Consider the following 14,380-nt stretch of genomic DNA (forward strand, 5'->3'; position numbering starts at 1 on the left):
CGATACTGCCCAATGGAAGTATACCAAAATCAACGGGCTTGTACCAACACATTAGCCCAATTCGATATCGGCAGAATAGATTTTTTTAATGCCTTCGTTCGTTTCTAAAAGCAGAACGCCTTCATCATTTATACCTAACGCCTTACCGTAAAAGGTTCCGTTTAACGTTCTGGCTCTCATATTAGTGCCAATACCGAGCGCATAGCTTTCCCATAAAAGCTTAATCGGCGTAAATCCGTGCGTCATATAATCCCGGTACCGTTTCTCAAAGCATAGTAAAATATGCTGGATGACGCCGGCCCGATCAATTTTTTCCCCAGCAGCTTGGCTGAGGCTTGTCGCGATGTCCTTCAATTCATCTGGAAAATCATTAGGCTGCTGGTTAACGTTAATGCCGATCCCAATGATCACTGAACGTACGCGGTCTTCTTCAGCCTGCATTTCCGTTAGGATGCCAACTGTTTTTTTTCCGTTAATCAAAATATCATTTGGCCATTTAATATCCGTTTGGATGCCTGCTGCCTCTTCTATTCCCTGCACAACAGCTACTGCAGCAAGCAGAGTCAGCTGCGGTGTTTTTTGGAGCGGAATGTCAGGCCGCAAAATCAGGCTCATCCAAACGCCGTTTCCTTCTTGAGAATGCCATACCCTAGACATTCGGCCCCTTCCGGCTGTTTGTTTGTCAGCCACCACGAGGGTGCCTTCCGGTGCGTTATTATTCGCGAGCTCATGAGCCGTTTTTTGCGTGCTTGAAAGAACGTCATGATAAATAAGATGCTGGCCCATCACTTCCGTTTTTAATCCAAAACGAATTTCGCTTTCACTGAGTTTTCCGGGCTTTTTGATGAGCCGATATCCTTTTCTTCTAACGGCTTCTACTTCATAACCCTCTTTCCGAAGCTCTTCAATATGCTTCCACACAGCAGTTCTTGAACAGCCGAGAGCATCACTGATTTTTTGGCCGGAAATAAATTCATTGCCGGCCTGAGAAAATAATTCAATAAGGTCTTTTCTTAATGTTGACCGCATGTCTTCAGCCACTCCTCTATGTGTTTCTTTTGATTGGAGAGCTTCCCTGTCACAACAGCCTGCTCGATCCGCTGTAATTCTTCCGACACCCATTTTCCGGCCGGCCGGTTTCGAAGCACAAGCAAGTCCTTACCCGTGATATCAAGATCCTTAAGGCTTTTGATCGGCAGGTTTTGATAAGCGTACTGAATGTCCTTCAGTTTCTTTTCATCCAGTTTTTCGTTTTGCCGAAGCTGCGATATTTTGGCCGCTGAGAGCAGTGCTTTTTCCCCAGCTCTGTACATTGTCATTGCGTCAAGGCTCTGGCCAAACGTATCGGCAATGTGAATGGCTTCCTTGATCACTTTTCCCGGGAGCTTCCAGGCTTTCAGGAAAAGGGGCGCGTCTTTCAAAACTATGCCAAGGTTAATTAAAAGAGCAGCCCAAAGCTCCTCACGGGATGTTAAAGAGAAGAATGGAAACTCACTCGTTGAAATCAGGTTTTCTCGTTTATGATAAAAACCAGGAAGCTCTTCATACAATCTCGTTTGAATGAGTGTTTGAAGCGCCTGGCGAGAAGCTCTTCCCTGCAGCAATTTCTCGAACTCTATCGTTTTTCGTTCGACTGAAACATGGGAGAGGAGTGATTTTTCTTTCGCAATGGCTTCTTCTGTTTCCGGTGAAAGCGTAAAGCCAAGCTGGCTCATAAAGCGTACGGCTCTCAGCATACGAAGCGCATCCTCTTGAAATCTATCCTCAGGCTTTCCAACGGTTCGAATCACTTTCTGATCAATATCTTTCTTGCCGCCAAAATAATCAAGCACCTTCCCGTCCGCTGTCATGGCCATCGCATTGATCGTTAAATCTCTGCGTTTTAGATCCTCTTCTAATGATGAGATAAATTGCACTTCTGACGGTCTTCTGAAATCAACATAATCAGATTCAGTCCGGAATGTCGTGACTTCATAGGTTTCATCCTCCCAGAGCACAATAATGGTCCCGTGCTCTTTGCCTACATCAACAGTCCGCTGAAACAGCCGTTCTACTTGATCAGGTGCCGCATCTGTCGCGATATCGACATCTCCGATCGTTCGTTTCATATAGCTGTCACGAACTGCGCCCCCGACAAAATAAGCCTGATGGCCCGCTTCGATTAAGATGCGGAGCACGGGAAGTGCTTTGATAAAAACTTTTTCCATGTGATCACTCCGGTTCTGCTAAATCGGCATAAATCTGTTCATACTGGCTGACAATTTTTTGGGAAGAAAATTCATTTTCAAGCATCTCTATTGCCGCCTTTGTAAAACGATTGCTTAGCTGTTCATCTTCTAAAATGCTCATCGCGCGGGCTGTTGCGTCCGCAACATCACCGACATCCACCAAAAATCCGCTCACATTGTTTTTAATAACCTCAGGGATACCGCCAATATTTGTTCCGATACAAGGCACTCCGCAAGCCATCGCTTCAAGCAGGACAAGGCCAAAGCTTTCTTTTTCAGATAGCAGCAGCTTCAAATCGCTAATAGAATAAAGCTCTTCAACACGGTCTTGATTTCCAAGCATTAAGACTTGGTCTTCCAAGCCATATTTTCTGATAAGCTCGCAGGCTGTCGATTTCTCCGGACCGTCTCCGACTAAAAGCAGCTTCGCTTTCGTTTTGCCAGCGATATTGCGGAACACACGGATGACATCCTGCACGCGTTTAACCTTTCTGAAGTTGGACACATGGATGACGACTTTTTCATCTGGTAAAATTCCATGTTTCTCTTTAATCGCCGCTGTGTTTTTCTTCAGATACACGCGCTCGTCTATAAAGTTATAAATCGTTTCAATTTTTTTCTCCGGTTTAATTAAATCGTACGTTTCAGCCGCAAGCGCTGAGGAGACGGCAGTCACCCTGTCTGATGACTCAATAGCAAAACGGATCAGATCTTTTAGAGACGGATCATAACCTAACACTGTGATATCCGTGCCATGCAAAGTTGTAACAATGCCGATATTGCGTTTCAGCATTTGTTTTGCAAGATAGGCGCAAACGGCATGCGGGAGAGCATAGTGAGCATGGATAATGTCTAAATTCTCCCGTTCCGCCACCTCTGCGATTTTGCTTGCCAATGTCAAATCATACGGAGGATACTTAAAAACAGCATATTGATTAACCTCAACTTCATGAAAATGAATATTGGGATGATATGTATTCAGTCTAAACGGAATGCTTGATGTGATGAAATGGATTTCATGTCCCTTTTCAGCAAGCTGCTTCCCCAGTTCTGTCGCAATGATACCTGAGCCTCCAACGCTCGGATAGCATGTGATTCCTATTTTTAGTTTTCTCATTGTTCGCCCCCAAGCACATCATGATCAAGCATCAGCATCCGTTTGGAAAAGAATCCTTCGGCATACTCCACGCCCGCTTCTTTACCGTAAAGCTTTTCTCTCGCTTCAACGATCTCAATATACCCATTCGTCAGAGGAGTAGAAACGGAATCCTTTGACGGGATAAACTGGCTTTTGTAGGCGTTGAGGCTTTGTTTCTTTGCCTCTATTGTATCCGAGATATCAATGACAAAATCCGGCTGATGAAAACCATTTATCATATAATAGTAAACCTTGCTGACTTTATGCGCCGGAAGGCTTTTTTCGTCTTTATATTTATGGATTCCGGCGGAAAAGATCGCTTCTTCCACCAGTGCAGCCGCATTGCCGTGATCCGGATGGCGATCCTTTTTATACGGCATAAAAACCGCTTTTGGGCGGCAGGTTCTGATGACAGTGACAATCGACCGAATTGCCTGATCACTCATTATTAGGCCGCGGTCTGGAAGCGTTAGCTGAATTCTTTTATCTGCGCCTAATATGCGGGCTGCTTCAGCTGCTTCTTCTTTACGCAAACTGACCGTACCGTTAGAAGAGAGTTCCGCTTCTGTCAAATCGCATATCATTACTTTTTTTTCCTGTTTGACAAACCTCGCTATTGTGCCGCCCATTCCGATCTCGACATCATCACTGTGGGCGCCAAAAGCAAGAACGTCAGCATTATACATTCGGCTCTTCTCCCCGAAGAAGGTCACGGAATTCGAAAACACCTTCATCAAGTGTACGGACGAGAATTTCCGCAGTACCCATATTTGTGGCGAGCGGAATGGAATATACATCACATAACCGGATTAATGCCGAGACATCCGGTTCATGCGGCTGCGCGGTCAGCGGGTCGCGCAAAAAAATGACAAGATCGAGTGCATTGGCAGCGATCAGTGCTCCGATTTGCTGGTCTCCCCCTAAAGGGCCGGATTGAAAACGTTCAATTTGAAGACCTGTCGCCTCTTGAATTTTCAACCCTGTGGTTCCGGTTGCGTATAGATCATGATTCTTTAAAATATCCCGATAGGCAGTCGTAAATTGAACCATATCCTGTTTTTTCTTGTCATGCGCGATCAAAGCAATTTTCATTGTTTATCCCCCCGTCTAATCAATGATATTTTCTAAACCGTACACAAGCTGATCAATCTTCATGACTTGTTCGACTGACAGTTTAACGCCTGACATGAAAGAAGCACGGTTATAAGAATCATGGCGTATCTGGAGCGTTTGGCCATCCATGCCGAACATGACCTCCTGATGCGCGATCAGTCCCGGAAGACGGACGCTGTGCAAGCGAATGCCGTTTTGCTCCGCTCCTCTTGCTCCTGGGAGAATTTCTTTTTCATCCGGATGTCCTTGCTGCTTTTCTTTACGGACTTCTGAAATCATTTCCGCTGTTTTAAGCGCAGTTCCGCTTGGTGCGTCAAGCTTCTGGTCATGATGAAGCTCAATAATCTCAACATCCTCAAAATAGTTGGCCGCCATTTTTGAAAATTTCATCATTAGTATCGCACCGAGCGCAAAATTTGGCGCGATGATGGCTCCGATCCCTTTTTCTTCTGTTAAAGACGTGAGCTCTTTTAAATCAGCTTCTGAGAAGCCGGTTGTTCCGACAACTGGACGGACTCCGTGCTCTAATGCAATTTTTGTATGTACTTTTCCGATTTCGGGCGTTGTTAAATCAATCAAGACATCCGGTTGTGTTTCTGTAAAGCAGGTATGGATATCTGTATAAATGAAAGCATCTGACTCAACAGGCATCACATCAGATAATTTTTGCTGATCGTATGTATGGTCTATGGCCCCGACAAGGTCAAAATGAGGTGTTCGTTCTGCCAATTTAACAGCTTCCTGCCCCATTCTTCCACGCGGTCCCGCAATGACTACTTTAATTGTTTCGTTTGACATCTCGATCTCCTCTACTTTCCTTCTTCTTTTCTGGTCCAGCGATCTTTATCTCTTGTATTAAATTTATGCATGACTCTGTCGTGGGCTTCCTCTAAAGAGATATCAAGAGAGTTGGCTAAACAAACCAATACAAATAGCACATCGCCCATTTCCTCTTCCATGCTTTTATCATCTTCAGTCGCTTTTTTTGGTTTTTCTCCATAACGGTGATTCACTTCTCTGGCAAGCTCGCCCAGTTCTTCAGTCAGCCTCGCCATCATGGCCAGCGGGCTAAAATATCCTTCTTTAAATTGGCCGATGTAACGGTCTACTTCAGCCTGTATGTCTTTCATTGTTTTATCACTCACTGAACGAAACCTCCTATCATCCTCTTACATGTTAGCTAATTCAGATACGTTTGACAAATGTTTAAGCACGTTTGCTGTTTTCTTTTTCATCCACTATAATATAAACGCTATCTAATGGAAGGAAAAGGGGTTTTGTGTGATGCTTGGAGAAATTAGATTAAAAAACATATTTTTTATTTTAATCGGAGCGGCAATTTTTTCATTTGGCTTGGTTCATTTCAATATGCAGAACAATCTGGCTGAGGGCGGTTTTACAGGTATTACACTTTTGCTTTATGCCCTTTTCCACATCAGCCCCTCTATCTCGAACCTGGTGTTGAACATTCCGATTTTTTTTATTGGCTGGCGTTTGCTCGGCAGGACAATGTTTGTTTATACCCTTGTCGGCACTGTAGCCTTGTCTTTGTTCCTCAGCATCTTTCAGCGATATGAAATCCATATGCCCCTTCAGCACGACTTAGCGCTCGCCGCTTTGTTTGCCGGCGTATTCATCGGAGCCGGACTAGGTATTATTTTTAAGTTCGGCGGTACGACAGGCGGTGTTGATATCATCGCACGTTTAGTGAATAAGTATTTTGGGATCCCGATGGGCAGAACGATGTTTGCTTTCGATGCCTGCGTCATCATTTTGTCTTTGCTTACTTATCTCTCCTATAAAGAAGCGATGTATACGCTGGTAGCTGTATTTGTAGCGGCAAGATTAATCGATTTTATTCAGGAAGGCGGATACGCTGCTAAAGGCGCTACGATCATCTCTTCGAAAAACGACCAGATTCAGAAAAAGATTCTTGAAGAAATGGAACGGGGCGTCACCATTTTGAAAGGACAAGGTTCCTACACAAAAGAGGATATAGATGTACTTTATTGTGTGGTGCCGAAAAACGAATTGGTGATGCTGAAAAGCGTGATTAACTCCATTGATCCCCATGCCTTTGTAGCGGTAAGCGATGTTCACGATGTGCTCGGAGAAGGATTTACGCTTGATGAAAATAAAAATCCGCTTCCGCGCTGACATGTAATAGAAAAAAGGCGGCTGACCGCCGCCCCTCATCCTTATTTAGGGTAGTCCCTTTTTTTCAGCTTGTTTTTTTCCGCCTTGTACTTTCTGTAACCGACATAGGTGAGAGCAGTAATGATGATACTGCCGGTTGTAATGATCACCCAGAGTAAAGACGGATCGGCATCATCCTCCTCCACCCTGTCAAACACATTTTTCAGGTCATGCTGAAGAAGGGAAAGCCGTTCAAGCTTCGTGCTCTCTGTCATTTGCTGAAATTCCTCTTGCTCAATAACATCTATATGTTTTCCGACTGTTTCAAGCTGATCCTCTGATACATCGATTGTAAGACTGGGGTAAATCAAGTCATATAAACTGATAAATTCATTCCATTTTTCATGAAAGCTTGTGCTTCCATTCTTTTGGACATCTCGCTTCAGTTCAGTAAAAGCTTCCATAATCGGTTTTTCCAGTGAGCCCCAAAGCGGGTCAGACCGATTGTCAACCGCATCCATCAGCATTCTGAACTGCGCGGCTGCTCTGAGTTTTTGTGTGTCTGATGTATCAGCTTGCTTTAAACTCCGAACCATATCATTATAGCCCAATGTGATTTGACGGATTTGGGCTCCCGTTAGCATGGGGTCTTGCTGTTTTTTCTCAGCGGATTTTAATGTTTTTTCAAAATACTCCAAGACTTGTAGCGCCTCTTCATATTTCGCCTGTCGGGTCATTTGAAAGACTGTATCGGATAAATCATTCAATTCCTCGAGGCTTCCCCGCTCTGCAGCCTTGGCATTTCCATTATAAAAAATAAGTGCAATCAACAAACAGATCGTCAGCTTTCGTTTCATGCAGGTCCCTCCCACTCTCTCTCCTTACAGAATATGAAGAAAGGGACAAGGATAGACCAACATTGTCTTTACATCAGCTCAAGCTTCGTTTGCTTTTTCGAGACCACAAGAAAGTAAGCGAGCGCGATTGAAAAGATGCTTAGCCAAAATGTTCCGTATCCTATTTCAGTCATATAATCAGAAAGCATAGAATACCGCGGCATCATATTAAACAAGTAGTCAATGACATCGTTATGCAGTGTCCAAACTGCAGCAATTGCAAGATGCCAAAATGAAAAACGAAAATACGGACTGTATAATACGCCTTGAACTGCCATTGCAAAATGCGAAGCAATTAGCATGTAGCCCTCCCATGGCAAGTCACCAGTTACTGCAAGCACAAGAAAATTCATAGCTACCGCCCATAGGCCATACTTTACGAGGGTAACTAGCGCAAGCGCCTCAAAGAGCGGAGCATTCCGTTTCATGAGAAAGGCAAGCAGCACAAACAGAAAGAAAAACGTTGCTGTCGGACTGTCCGGAACAAAAATCAGGAAACGGGCCGGTGTCTCCAGAAGCTGCGGCAAGTACCAATAGTAGCCGTAAACCGTTCCCAGAAAATTAATGGCTAAGACAAGAATAAGCATCGGCCGCTGCCCTAATACATATTGAAACCATTTCACATCGAATCAACTCTCAGTCTGTAAAAATAATATGTCCATATAAAAAAGCTGACGCCGGGTCAGCTTTTGATAATAAAAGTATATCCTTCCATTTGACAATTCACAATACGTTATTTTGCGGTTGTTTCAGAAATAAATTTTGCAAGTTCTTCGAGCTGCTTATCATTTCCTTTGAACACACCCGCCGGCATTTTGCCTTTCCCTTCTACAGCGATTTTTTTGATTTCTTCCGGTTTCAGCCCGCTGTCAACCAATGAAGGCCCAGCCGCTCCTCCCTGAAGGTTATCCCCATGGCAAGAAATACAGCCCTGTTCCTTAAAGACCTTATATCCTTCTGCATTGGTGTCAATGTCGGCTTCTTTTGTGATTTTCCCCTGTTCTTCTGCCTTGGCCCAGTCATGAGTAGCAACTGACTGCCACGTCAAAAATACAGCAGCGGAAATGGCCAGAAGCATCATACCGACAGCGATCGGACGCTTCCACGGCCTTCTTTCTGTCCCTCTGTCTAGGAATGGAGCCAAAAGCAGGGCCCCAAAAGCGAGACCTGGCATAATCATGGCGCCGACCACTGTAAAGCTTCCGGCGGCGTATTCATACTTCAACAGCTGGTATAAGAAAAGAAAATACCAATCCGGCAGCGGAATATAACCAGTATCAGTCGGGTCCGCCATTCGCTCCAAAGGCGGCTGATGCACAATCGTCAAAACGAGAAAACCGATGAGAAAGACAGCTCCAACCATCCATTCCTTTAACAAGAAATTTGGCCAGAAAGCCTCTGTTTTACCGGGATACTCCGAATAATCCTTCGGTATATTCGGCTTTTTTTCAGCCGGTATCCTTGAGTCGCCTACAAATTTCATCCCTTTGCCCCGGTGCATGTCATCCCCTCCCTTTTATTCGCAGATCAAGAGTTTAAAGCGGTCCTGAAATCCCCTGCTTCCGGATCATAATAAAATGTGCAGCCATCAGCCCGAACAATGCGGCAGGAAGAAAAAATACATGGATCGCAAAAAACCTAGTCAGCGTTTGGGCGCCTACAATATCCGGATGCCCTGCAAGGAGCGTTTTAACTTGCGTTCCGATCAAAGGCGTGGCTTCGGCGATCTGCAGCCCGACTTTTGTTGCAAACAGAGCCTTCATATCCCAAGGAAGCAAGTAGCCTGTAAAGCCAAGACCGAGCATAACAAAAAAGATCAGCACACCGACAATCCAGTTCAGCTCGCGCGGTTTTTTATACGCGCCTTGGAAAAAGACCCTCAGCGTATGTAAAAACATCATCACAATGACCAGGCTCGCACCCCAGTGGTGCATCCCCCTGACAATCTGGCCGAATGCCACTTCATTTTGCAAATAATATACCGATTCCCAGGCATTTTTGATATCAGGCACATAATACATCGTTAAAAACATTCCAGATAATACTTGGATAACGGTTACAAAAAACGTCAGTCCCCCAAAGCAATACACAAACGCAGAGAAATGATGGGCGGGATTCACATGTTCCGGTACTTCGTGATCGGCAATATCCCTCCACATCGGTGTAATATCAAGCCGCTCGTCTACCCAGTCATAGATTTTGTTCAGCATGTCACCCTTCCCCCTTAGGCTTTGCTTTTCCAAGATACAGGAAGCCGTCTTTTACTTCTTGCTCATAATGATCAAGAGGCGCAAGCGGCGGCGTGCCAGGGACATTGGTGCCGTCCTTTTCATAGAGTCCGTAATGGCATGGACAAAAGAATTTATTCGGGTTTTTAGGATCACTATTCCAGTTCACCGTACACCCTAAATGTTTACAAATTGGCGAAAGTGCTACAATTTCATCCCCGTTTTTGAAGACCCAGGCTGATCTTGACTCTTCTGACTCATACCAGGCATCGACTTGATTAATTTTAAAATCAAAGCGCTGCGGCTCTTTTGTCAACTCATCAACGCTGACAACCTGAACCATATCCTGCTTCCCCGTCGATTTTAATACCGGGTCGAGTGCGAAGCGAACCATAGGCATGAGCATACTAGCCGCCATAAAACCTCCTACGCCTGTGAGCGTGTAATTCAAAAATTGACGTCTGGATATATCATGTTTTCCGCCCATCTCTTCTCCCCCCTCTAGGTCACCCCTGCAAACTGACTAAAATAGAAAATATTGCAATAACTCTAGACACCCTCATAATATATGAATCTCTCAGCAAGGTCAATATAGCCAAAATATTGTTTATAAGGAAATGTAAGTGTTTTTATGGAGTGCTCCATAACTGTAACAAAACGTTCAAAATTTCAGCAGTGCGTTCATCTAATATTTTTCTTTTTAAAGAGTCATTTAAATGCTCTAATGGAACAGACGGTGTAACAATCATTTTGCCTAACGCATCCTCAGCTCTCCAACTTTCGTCAGATGTGAGCAGGACAACATGCGGAAATTCCGTTATCAGCTCTTCCCGCAAATCCTTAAGCCCTTGAACGGTTATTTCATTTCTATCAACATATGTATAAGGAGGAAGTAAATATACCCGTCCCTTTAACTGCCTTTCAAGTTCTTCTGAGAGAAGCTGCGTAAACTCGCCTTTCTCCGCCGCCATTTTAAAATGGTTATTAACCCTTATGCTAATTAATGGAATGACAGCGGTATCAATGTAATCCTTAGCTTGTAAATAGTCCTTGGCATCAGTGATTCTCCACCTCATCGTTCTCCCCCTTTACGGCAACAAGCCTTGCAATTCACTGCAAGGCTGGTCATATTATGTGAGCTGATTTAATTGGCGCGATAATTGTTCAAATGCCTCTTTATCATGACGATCTAACGCGTCGTCAATGTCTTTTAATAATTTTTCTCTTTGGAATGTGGAAATAGCGTGCTCTAAAATCTGTTCCGCCAATCCCTGATCTTTTTTATTCTCAAAAAGGTTTTTCGGAATATGCGGGTTGGACTCCAGCACCGCCGCATATTCAGGTGAGCTGTAAGCCGAACGGAAATTAAGCTGGATAAACAAATCCTGCTGTTTATTTAATCTAATATCATGAAAAGATTTTTCCGCGTCGGTAGTCATGACATTCTCTTTATAGAACCGGAACGGAACTTCTTCAACACAATGTGTTGACATTATAATGCCTCTCGGGCAAAATTCAGCCTGCTCCACAAAATGAACCTTCTCCATGAGAGAATCATGGCTCATTAAGTAGTTCAAGATCCAAACGCACTCTCGGCGCTTTAACTGATAATGGTTTAAAAACCAACGGATAAAATCTTTTTTCTCATTGACAGAAACAGGGGTCTGCATGTAATTCCCTCCTCTATCGTTCGTATAATCTATATACTTATATGTTCCACATGAATGGTTAATATTCCTGCTTATCTAGAAAATTCATCCTCGATTCGCAAAATCGTTTCTTCCAGCTCTTCATTGGCTCCGTCCATTTCAAGAACCTTTTTCAAAAGCGGCAGCGCTTCTTTTTGAAGGCCTTCTTCTAATAGGAAGCTTGCGTATTCATATAAGAAATCTCTATCCTCCCGGTAATGAAGATAGGCAGCCTCAAAGGATTGTTTTGCTTCCTCGTATTGCTCTAATTCAGTATATGCGCTTGCAAGATACCAATTGTATTTCGGATCTTCTTCACCGTAGCTTCGAACCTCTTGAATAAGATCAATGATCTGATCATAATCCTCTTCTTTGTGATACACGGCAAGAAGTGTATGAAGCGCCTCGACAAAGCCCGGATCAAGCGCAAGCGCCTCCTGAAGCAGCTTTTTCCCCTCTTCTGACTTCCCGATTTTTAAGGCCATTTTGGCGGCATAAAGGAAAAGTTCTTTGTTATATTCATCATATCTGATCCCCTCTTTTGCCGTTTTTAATGCCTCTTCATACATTCCTTCAGCTTCATAGCTTTTCGAGAGCGGCATATAAAGTGAAGTATAAGATGGATCAAGCTCCTTTAAATCAGACAGCTGCTTAATAGCTGTTTTCACAAGCCCCGCCTGTAAGGCTGTAAAACCATAGCCGAAAATCGTATTAGGATCAGGATTCTCATCGACAGCTTTCTCGTAACATGGAATGGCATCCTCAAATTCACCTGAGGCGCTTAACGATTCTGCCAGTCTTTGATGGACATTAACGCCTCCGATCTCACTCTGCTCCTCAGCCGTTGTTTTAAAATATTGAACCGCTTTTGCATAGGCTCCCTGTGTAAAGTAAAGTTCTCCCAGTGCAAAATCAATAACCGGTTCATTGTCCAGAATGGACTTTGCCTGTAAAAGCTTTTGTTCACTGACTTCGAATAACCCCTGCATCTGATAAAGATCCGCCATAAGCAGCAAACTTTCCGGATATGATGGATCTGTTTCCGGAATAGTCTCCAGCACAGCGAGGGCTTTTTCTTCTTCGTCAATATCTATTAAAAGTTCAGCGTAGAAATTCGTCAGTTCTGTTTCATTTGGATATAAATCATGTAGATCACTAATCAGTGAAATTGCTTTTTCTACATCGCCCCACTCGTAATAAAGCTGGGCTGCAATGGCTTTATCTTCATCATGCAGCTGTTTTTCAGCCTTCGAGAGCGTGTTGAGGCCTTTTTCTGTTTCACCTGCTTCAACTAATTTTATGGCTTCTTGAATCAATGTATTCAAATCGGACCGGTCCTTTCTTTTCCTATACAACATCAACCATACAAAAAAGCTTTATTTGTTCGGGTTAATCTTATCATAATTCAGACGAATGCCCCCGGCAAATAAGATGCTTCTGTACGGAAGGGAATTATTGAGTCTTATTAGTTTACCAAAAGATCTTGAGATAGAAAATGAAAAAAGGAAGATCGCCCTCTGTACAGTAAAGCAGCTCTTTGACCTGCCGGCTTGTAAGTAAAGCACATCCCCCCTTTTCGTTTTTCTATCCCCTCTATAAGACAAGCTATGTTTTTTCGCCTCGAATTATGATCTGCATAAAAAATCCTGAAGTAAAACTTCAGGATTTTTTCGAAAGCTTATTTAAATGCTCGAAGAAGGTTGGATAAGAAACGTGAATGGCATCCGTATGCTCGATTTCAATCGGCTCCTCCGTTATACAAGCAGCAATACCAAGCATCATTCCGATTCGATGATCTCCGTGGCTGGACACTGCAGCGCCGCCTTTCAACGTTTGTTTGCCATAAACCTTCATTCCATCTGCTGTCGGATCAATTTCAGCACCCAGCTTGCGAATCTCAGAAACAACAGTATCAATACGGTTTGTTTCTTTCACTTTTAGCTCTGCCGCGTCCTTGATAACGGTGGTTCCTTCCGCCTGAGTCGCAAGAAGCGCGATGATAGGGATCTCATCAATTAAACGCGGAATGATATCTCCTCCGATTTCAACTGCTTTTAGAGATGATGTTTCTATAATCAAATCTCCATAAGGCTCTGCACCGCTATCAGCAGATGGTTTGATTTCAAGTTTTGCCCCCATGTTTTGAAGGACGTCAATAATACCTGTCCGAGTCGGATTTAAACCTACGTTTTTCAATACAATTCTGCTGTTTGGAACCATCGCGCCAGCAGCAAGAAAAAATGCGGCTGAAGAAATGTCTCCAGGAACAAAAATATCTGCAGCTGTCAGTTTCTGGCCACCAGCAATGGAAACACTCGTTTGATCTTCAGAAAGCTTAACGCCAAAAGCAGAAAGCATCCGCTCAGTGTGGTCCCGAGATTTATGGGGCTCTGTGACAGTTGTTGTGCCCTCAGCCTGTAATCCGGCCAGCAAAACAGCAGATTTAATTTGCGCGCTTGCAACAGGTGATACATAATCAATTCCTTTTAATGAGGCGCCGCTCACTGACAGCGGTGTAAACTCTCCACCGGCTCTGCCGTCGATTTTAGCCCCCATTTTTTTCAAAGGCTCAGTCACACGCTTCATTGGGCGCTTCGCAATGCTCTCATCTCCGGTTACCGCGCTGTAAAAAGGACGGCCCGCCAATATTCCGAGCATCAGGCGAATCGTTGTACCTGAATTTCCGACATCTAAAAGGCTTTCTGGCTCTTTCAGGGCATCGATTCCTTTTCCGTAAATCACGACATCGCTGCCGCTTTGCTCAATGTGAACACCCATTTTTCTAAAGCAATCAATCGTGCTCAGACAATCTGCTCCCGGCAGAAAGTTTTTAACTGTTGTTGTGCCTGCCGCTAGCGCGCCAAACATAACAGAGCGGTGAGAAATGGATTTATCACCGGGAATATGTATTTCTCCATGTAAGGCCTGCACCTTTTCTCGTTTCATTTTTTCC

At 44.0% G+C, this 14,380-nt stretch carries 17 protein-coding genes; 1 reads left to right on the forward strand and 16 read right to left on the reverse strand.

The genetic code is table 11. The features are described from left to right. Window positions 1-51: 51 nt before the first annotated feature. From NYE49_RS11210 to NYE49_RS11240, 7 genes are read right to left on the reverse strand one after another with little or no spacing between them, the layout of a single operon-like run. Window positions 52-1,029, reverse strand: a complete 978-nt coding sequence (locus tag NYE49_RS11210) for a bifunctional biotin--[acetyl-CoA-carboxylase] synthetase/biotin operon repressor (protein WP_046340246.1) — start codon at window positions 1,027-1,029, stop codon at window positions 52-54. Beyond that, window positions 1,014-2,207 (reverse strand): CCA tRNA nucleotidyltransferase, encoded by a 1,194-nt coding sequence (locus tag NYE49_RS11215; protein ID WP_047182797.1) that lies wholly within the window; start codon window positions 2,205-2,207, stop codon window positions 1,014-1,016. The genes NYE49_RS11210 and NYE49_RS11215 overlap by 16 nt, the downstream gene beginning before the upstream one ends. A gap of 4 nt (window positions 2,208-2,211) precedes the next feature. Further along, on the reverse strand, window positions 2,212-3,345 hold the full coding sequence (gene bshA / locus NYE49_RS11220; RefSeq protein ID WP_047182798.1) for an N-acetyl-alpha-D-glucosaminyl L-malate synthase BshA: 1,134 nt from the start codon (window positions 3,343-3,345) through the stop codon (window positions 2,212-2,214). Beyond that, a complete protein-coding gene (gene bshB1, locus NYE49_RS11225) occupies window positions 3,342-4,052 on the reverse strand; it encodes a bacillithiol biosynthesis deacetylase BshB1 (protein WP_047182799.1) in 711 nt (236 codons plus the stop codon). Before bshB1 ends, bshA begins: the two co-directional genes overlap by 4 nt. Beyond that, window positions 4,045-4,458 carry a methylglyoxal synthase gene (gene mgsA, locus NYE49_RS11230; protein ID WP_014477171.1) on the reverse strand — a complete coding sequence of 138 codons (414 nt, stop codon included), beginning with the start codon at window positions 4,456-4,458 and terminating at the stop codon, window positions 4,045-4,047. The genes bshB1 and mgsA overlap by 8 nt, the downstream gene beginning before the upstream one ends. 15 nt (window positions 4,459-4,473) lie before the next feature. Next, window positions 4,474-5,277 carry a 4-hydroxy-tetrahydrodipicolinate reductase gene (dapB, locus tag NYE49_RS11235; RefSeq protein WP_047182800.1) on the reverse strand — a complete coding sequence of 268 codons (804 nt, stop codon included), beginning with the start codon at window positions 5,275-5,277 and terminating at the stop codon, window positions 4,474-4,476. Window positions 5,278-5,288: 11 nt separating this feature from the next. After that, complete coding sequence (locus NYE49_RS11240; protein ID WP_004398044.1) at window positions 5,289-5,624, reverse strand: nucleotide pyrophosphohydrolase; 336 nt, start codon at window positions 5,622-5,624, stop codon at window positions 5,289-5,291. Window positions 5,625-5,763: 139 nt separating this feature from the next. Between NYE49_RS11240 and NYE49_RS11245 the strand changes: the two genes are divergently transcribed. Next, window positions 5,764-6,636: a YitT family protein gene (locus NYE49_RS11245; RefSeq protein WP_047182801.1), complete on the forward strand. Its 873-nt coding sequence runs from the start codon at window positions 5,764-5,766 to the stop codon at window positions 6,634-6,636. Between the two features lie 41 nt (window positions 6,637-6,677). On the opposite strand, the gene ypjB is transcribed toward NYE49_RS11245, so the two are convergent. The 9 genes from ypjB to aroA all read right to left on the reverse strand — a co-directional run bounded on the left by ypjB (window position 6,678) and on the right by aroA (window position 14,373). After that, window positions 6,678-7,472, reverse strand: a complete 795-nt coding sequence (ypjB, locus tag NYE49_RS11250; protein ID WP_003230633.1) for a sporulation protein YpjB — start codon at window positions 7,470-7,472, stop codon at window positions 6,678-6,680. 68 nt (window positions 7,473-7,540) lie between these two features. Continuing rightward, a complete protein-coding gene (locus NYE49_RS11255; RefSeq protein WP_047182802.1) occupies window positions 7,541-8,134 on the reverse strand; it encodes a DUF1405 domain-containing protein in 594 nt (197 codons plus the stop codon). 110 nt (window positions 8,135-8,244) lie between these two features. After that, window positions 8,245-9,012 (reverse strand): menaquinol-cytochrome c reductase cytochrome b/c subunit, encoded by a 768-nt coding sequence (locus NYE49_RS11260; protein ID WP_047182803.1) that lies wholly within the window; start codon window positions 9,010-9,012, stop codon window positions 8,245-8,247. 34 nt (window positions 9,013-9,046) lie between these two features. After that, the gene (gene qcrB, locus NYE49_RS11265) at window positions 9,047-9,721 is read right to left on the reverse strand and encodes a menaquinol-cytochrome c reductase cytochrome b subunit (RefSeq protein WP_003225560.1); all 675 of its coding nucleotides are present in this window, start codon (window positions 9,719-9,721) and stop codon (window positions 9,047-9,049) included. 1 nt (window position 9,722) lies between these two features. Then, on the reverse strand, window positions 9,723-10,226 hold the full coding sequence (locus NYE49_RS11270; RefSeq protein ID WP_003230627.1) for a ubiquinol-cytochrome c reductase iron-sulfur subunit: 504 nt from the start codon (window positions 10,224-10,226) through the stop codon (window positions 9,723-9,725). Between the two features lie 142 nt (window positions 10,227-10,368). Next, entirely contained in the window at window positions 10,369-10,815 is a 447-nt protein-coding gene (locus NYE49_RS11275; protein ID WP_015383963.1) for a YpiF family protein, read from the reverse strand. Between the two features lie 54 nt (window positions 10,816-10,869). Further along, a complete protein-coding gene (locus tag NYE49_RS11280; protein WP_004399171.1) occupies window positions 10,870-11,409 on the reverse strand; it encodes a ReoY family proteolytic degradation factor in 540 nt (179 codons plus the stop codon). 71 nt (window positions 11,410-11,480) lie between these two features. Then, complete coding sequence (locus tag NYE49_RS11285; protein ID WP_047182804.1) at window positions 11,481-12,752, reverse strand: tetratricopeptide repeat protein; 1,272 nt, start codon at window positions 12,750-12,752, stop codon at window positions 11,481-11,483. A 334-nt stretch (window positions 12,753-13,086) separates the two neighbouring features. After that, the gene (gene aroA / locus NYE49_RS11290; protein WP_047183566.1) at window positions 13,087-14,373 is read right to left on the reverse strand and encodes a 3-phosphoshikimate 1-carboxyvinyltransferase; all 1,287 of its coding nucleotides are present in this window, start codon (window positions 14,371-14,373) and stop codon (window positions 13,087-13,089) included. Window positions 14,374-14,380 lie beyond the last annotated feature (7 nt).

This window comes from Bacillus sp. FSL L8-0358 (assembly GCF_038593095.1).
Classification (GTDB): domain Bacteria; phylum Bacillota; class Bacilli; order Bacillales; family Bacillaceae; genus Bacillus; species Bacillus subtilis.

Excerpts from the sequence above, each read along its gene's own strand:
- NYE49_RS11210 (WP_046340246.1), bottom strand. The coding sequence starts at position 1,029 with ATGCGGTCAACATTAAGAAAAGACCTTATTGAATTATTTTCTCAGGCC.
- NYE49_RS11215 (WP_047182797.1), bottom strand. The coding sequence starts at position 2,207 with ATGGAAAAAGTTTTTATCAAAGCACTTCCCGTGCTCCGCATCTTAATC.
- bshA (WP_047182798.1), bottom strand. The coding sequence starts at position 3,345 with ATGAGAAAACTAAAAATAGGAATCACATGCTATCCGAGCGTTGGAGGC.
- bshB1 (WP_047182799.1), bottom strand. The coding sequence starts at position 4,052 with ATGTATAATGCTGACGTTCTTGCTTTTGGCGCCCACAGTGATGATGTC.
- mgsA (WP_014477171.1), bottom strand. The coding sequence starts at position 4,458 with ATGAAAATTGCTTTGATCGCGCATGACAAGAAAAAACAGGATATGGTT.
- dapB (WP_047182800.1), bottom strand. The coding sequence starts at position 5,277 with ATGTCAAACGAAACAATTAAAGTAGTCATTGCGGGACCGCGTGGAAGA.
- NYE49_RS11245 (WP_047182801.1), top strand. The coding sequence starts at position 5,764 with ATGCTTGGAGAAATTAGATTAAAAAACATATTTTTTATTTTAATCGGA.
- ypjB (WP_003230633.1), bottom strand. The coding sequence starts at position 7,472 with ATGAAACGAAAGCTGACGATCTGTTTGTTGATTGCACTTATTTTTTAT.
- NYE49_RS11260 (WP_047182803.1), bottom strand. The coding sequence starts at position 9,012 with ATGCACCGGGGCAAAGGGATGAAATTTGTAGGCGACTCAAGGATACCG.
- qcrB (WP_003225560.1), bottom strand. The coding sequence starts at position 9,721 with ATGCTGAACAAAATCTATGACTGGGTAGACGAGCGGCTTGATATTACA.
- NYE49_RS11270 (WP_003230627.1), bottom strand. The coding sequence starts at position 10,226 with ATGGGCGGAAAACATGATATATCCAGACGTCAATTTTTGAATTACACG.
- NYE49_RS11275 (WP_015383963.1), bottom strand. The coding sequence starts at position 10,815 with ATGAGGTGGAGAATCACTGATGCCAAGGACTATTTACAAGCTAAGGAT.
- NYE49_RS11280 (WP_004399171.1), bottom strand. The coding sequence starts at position 11,409 with ATGCAGACCCCTGTTTCTGTCAATGAGAAAAAAGATTTTATCCGTTGG.
- aroA (WP_047183566.1), bottom strand. The coding sequence starts at position 14,373 with ATGAAACGAGAAAAGGTGCAGGCCTTACATGGAGAAATACATATTCCC.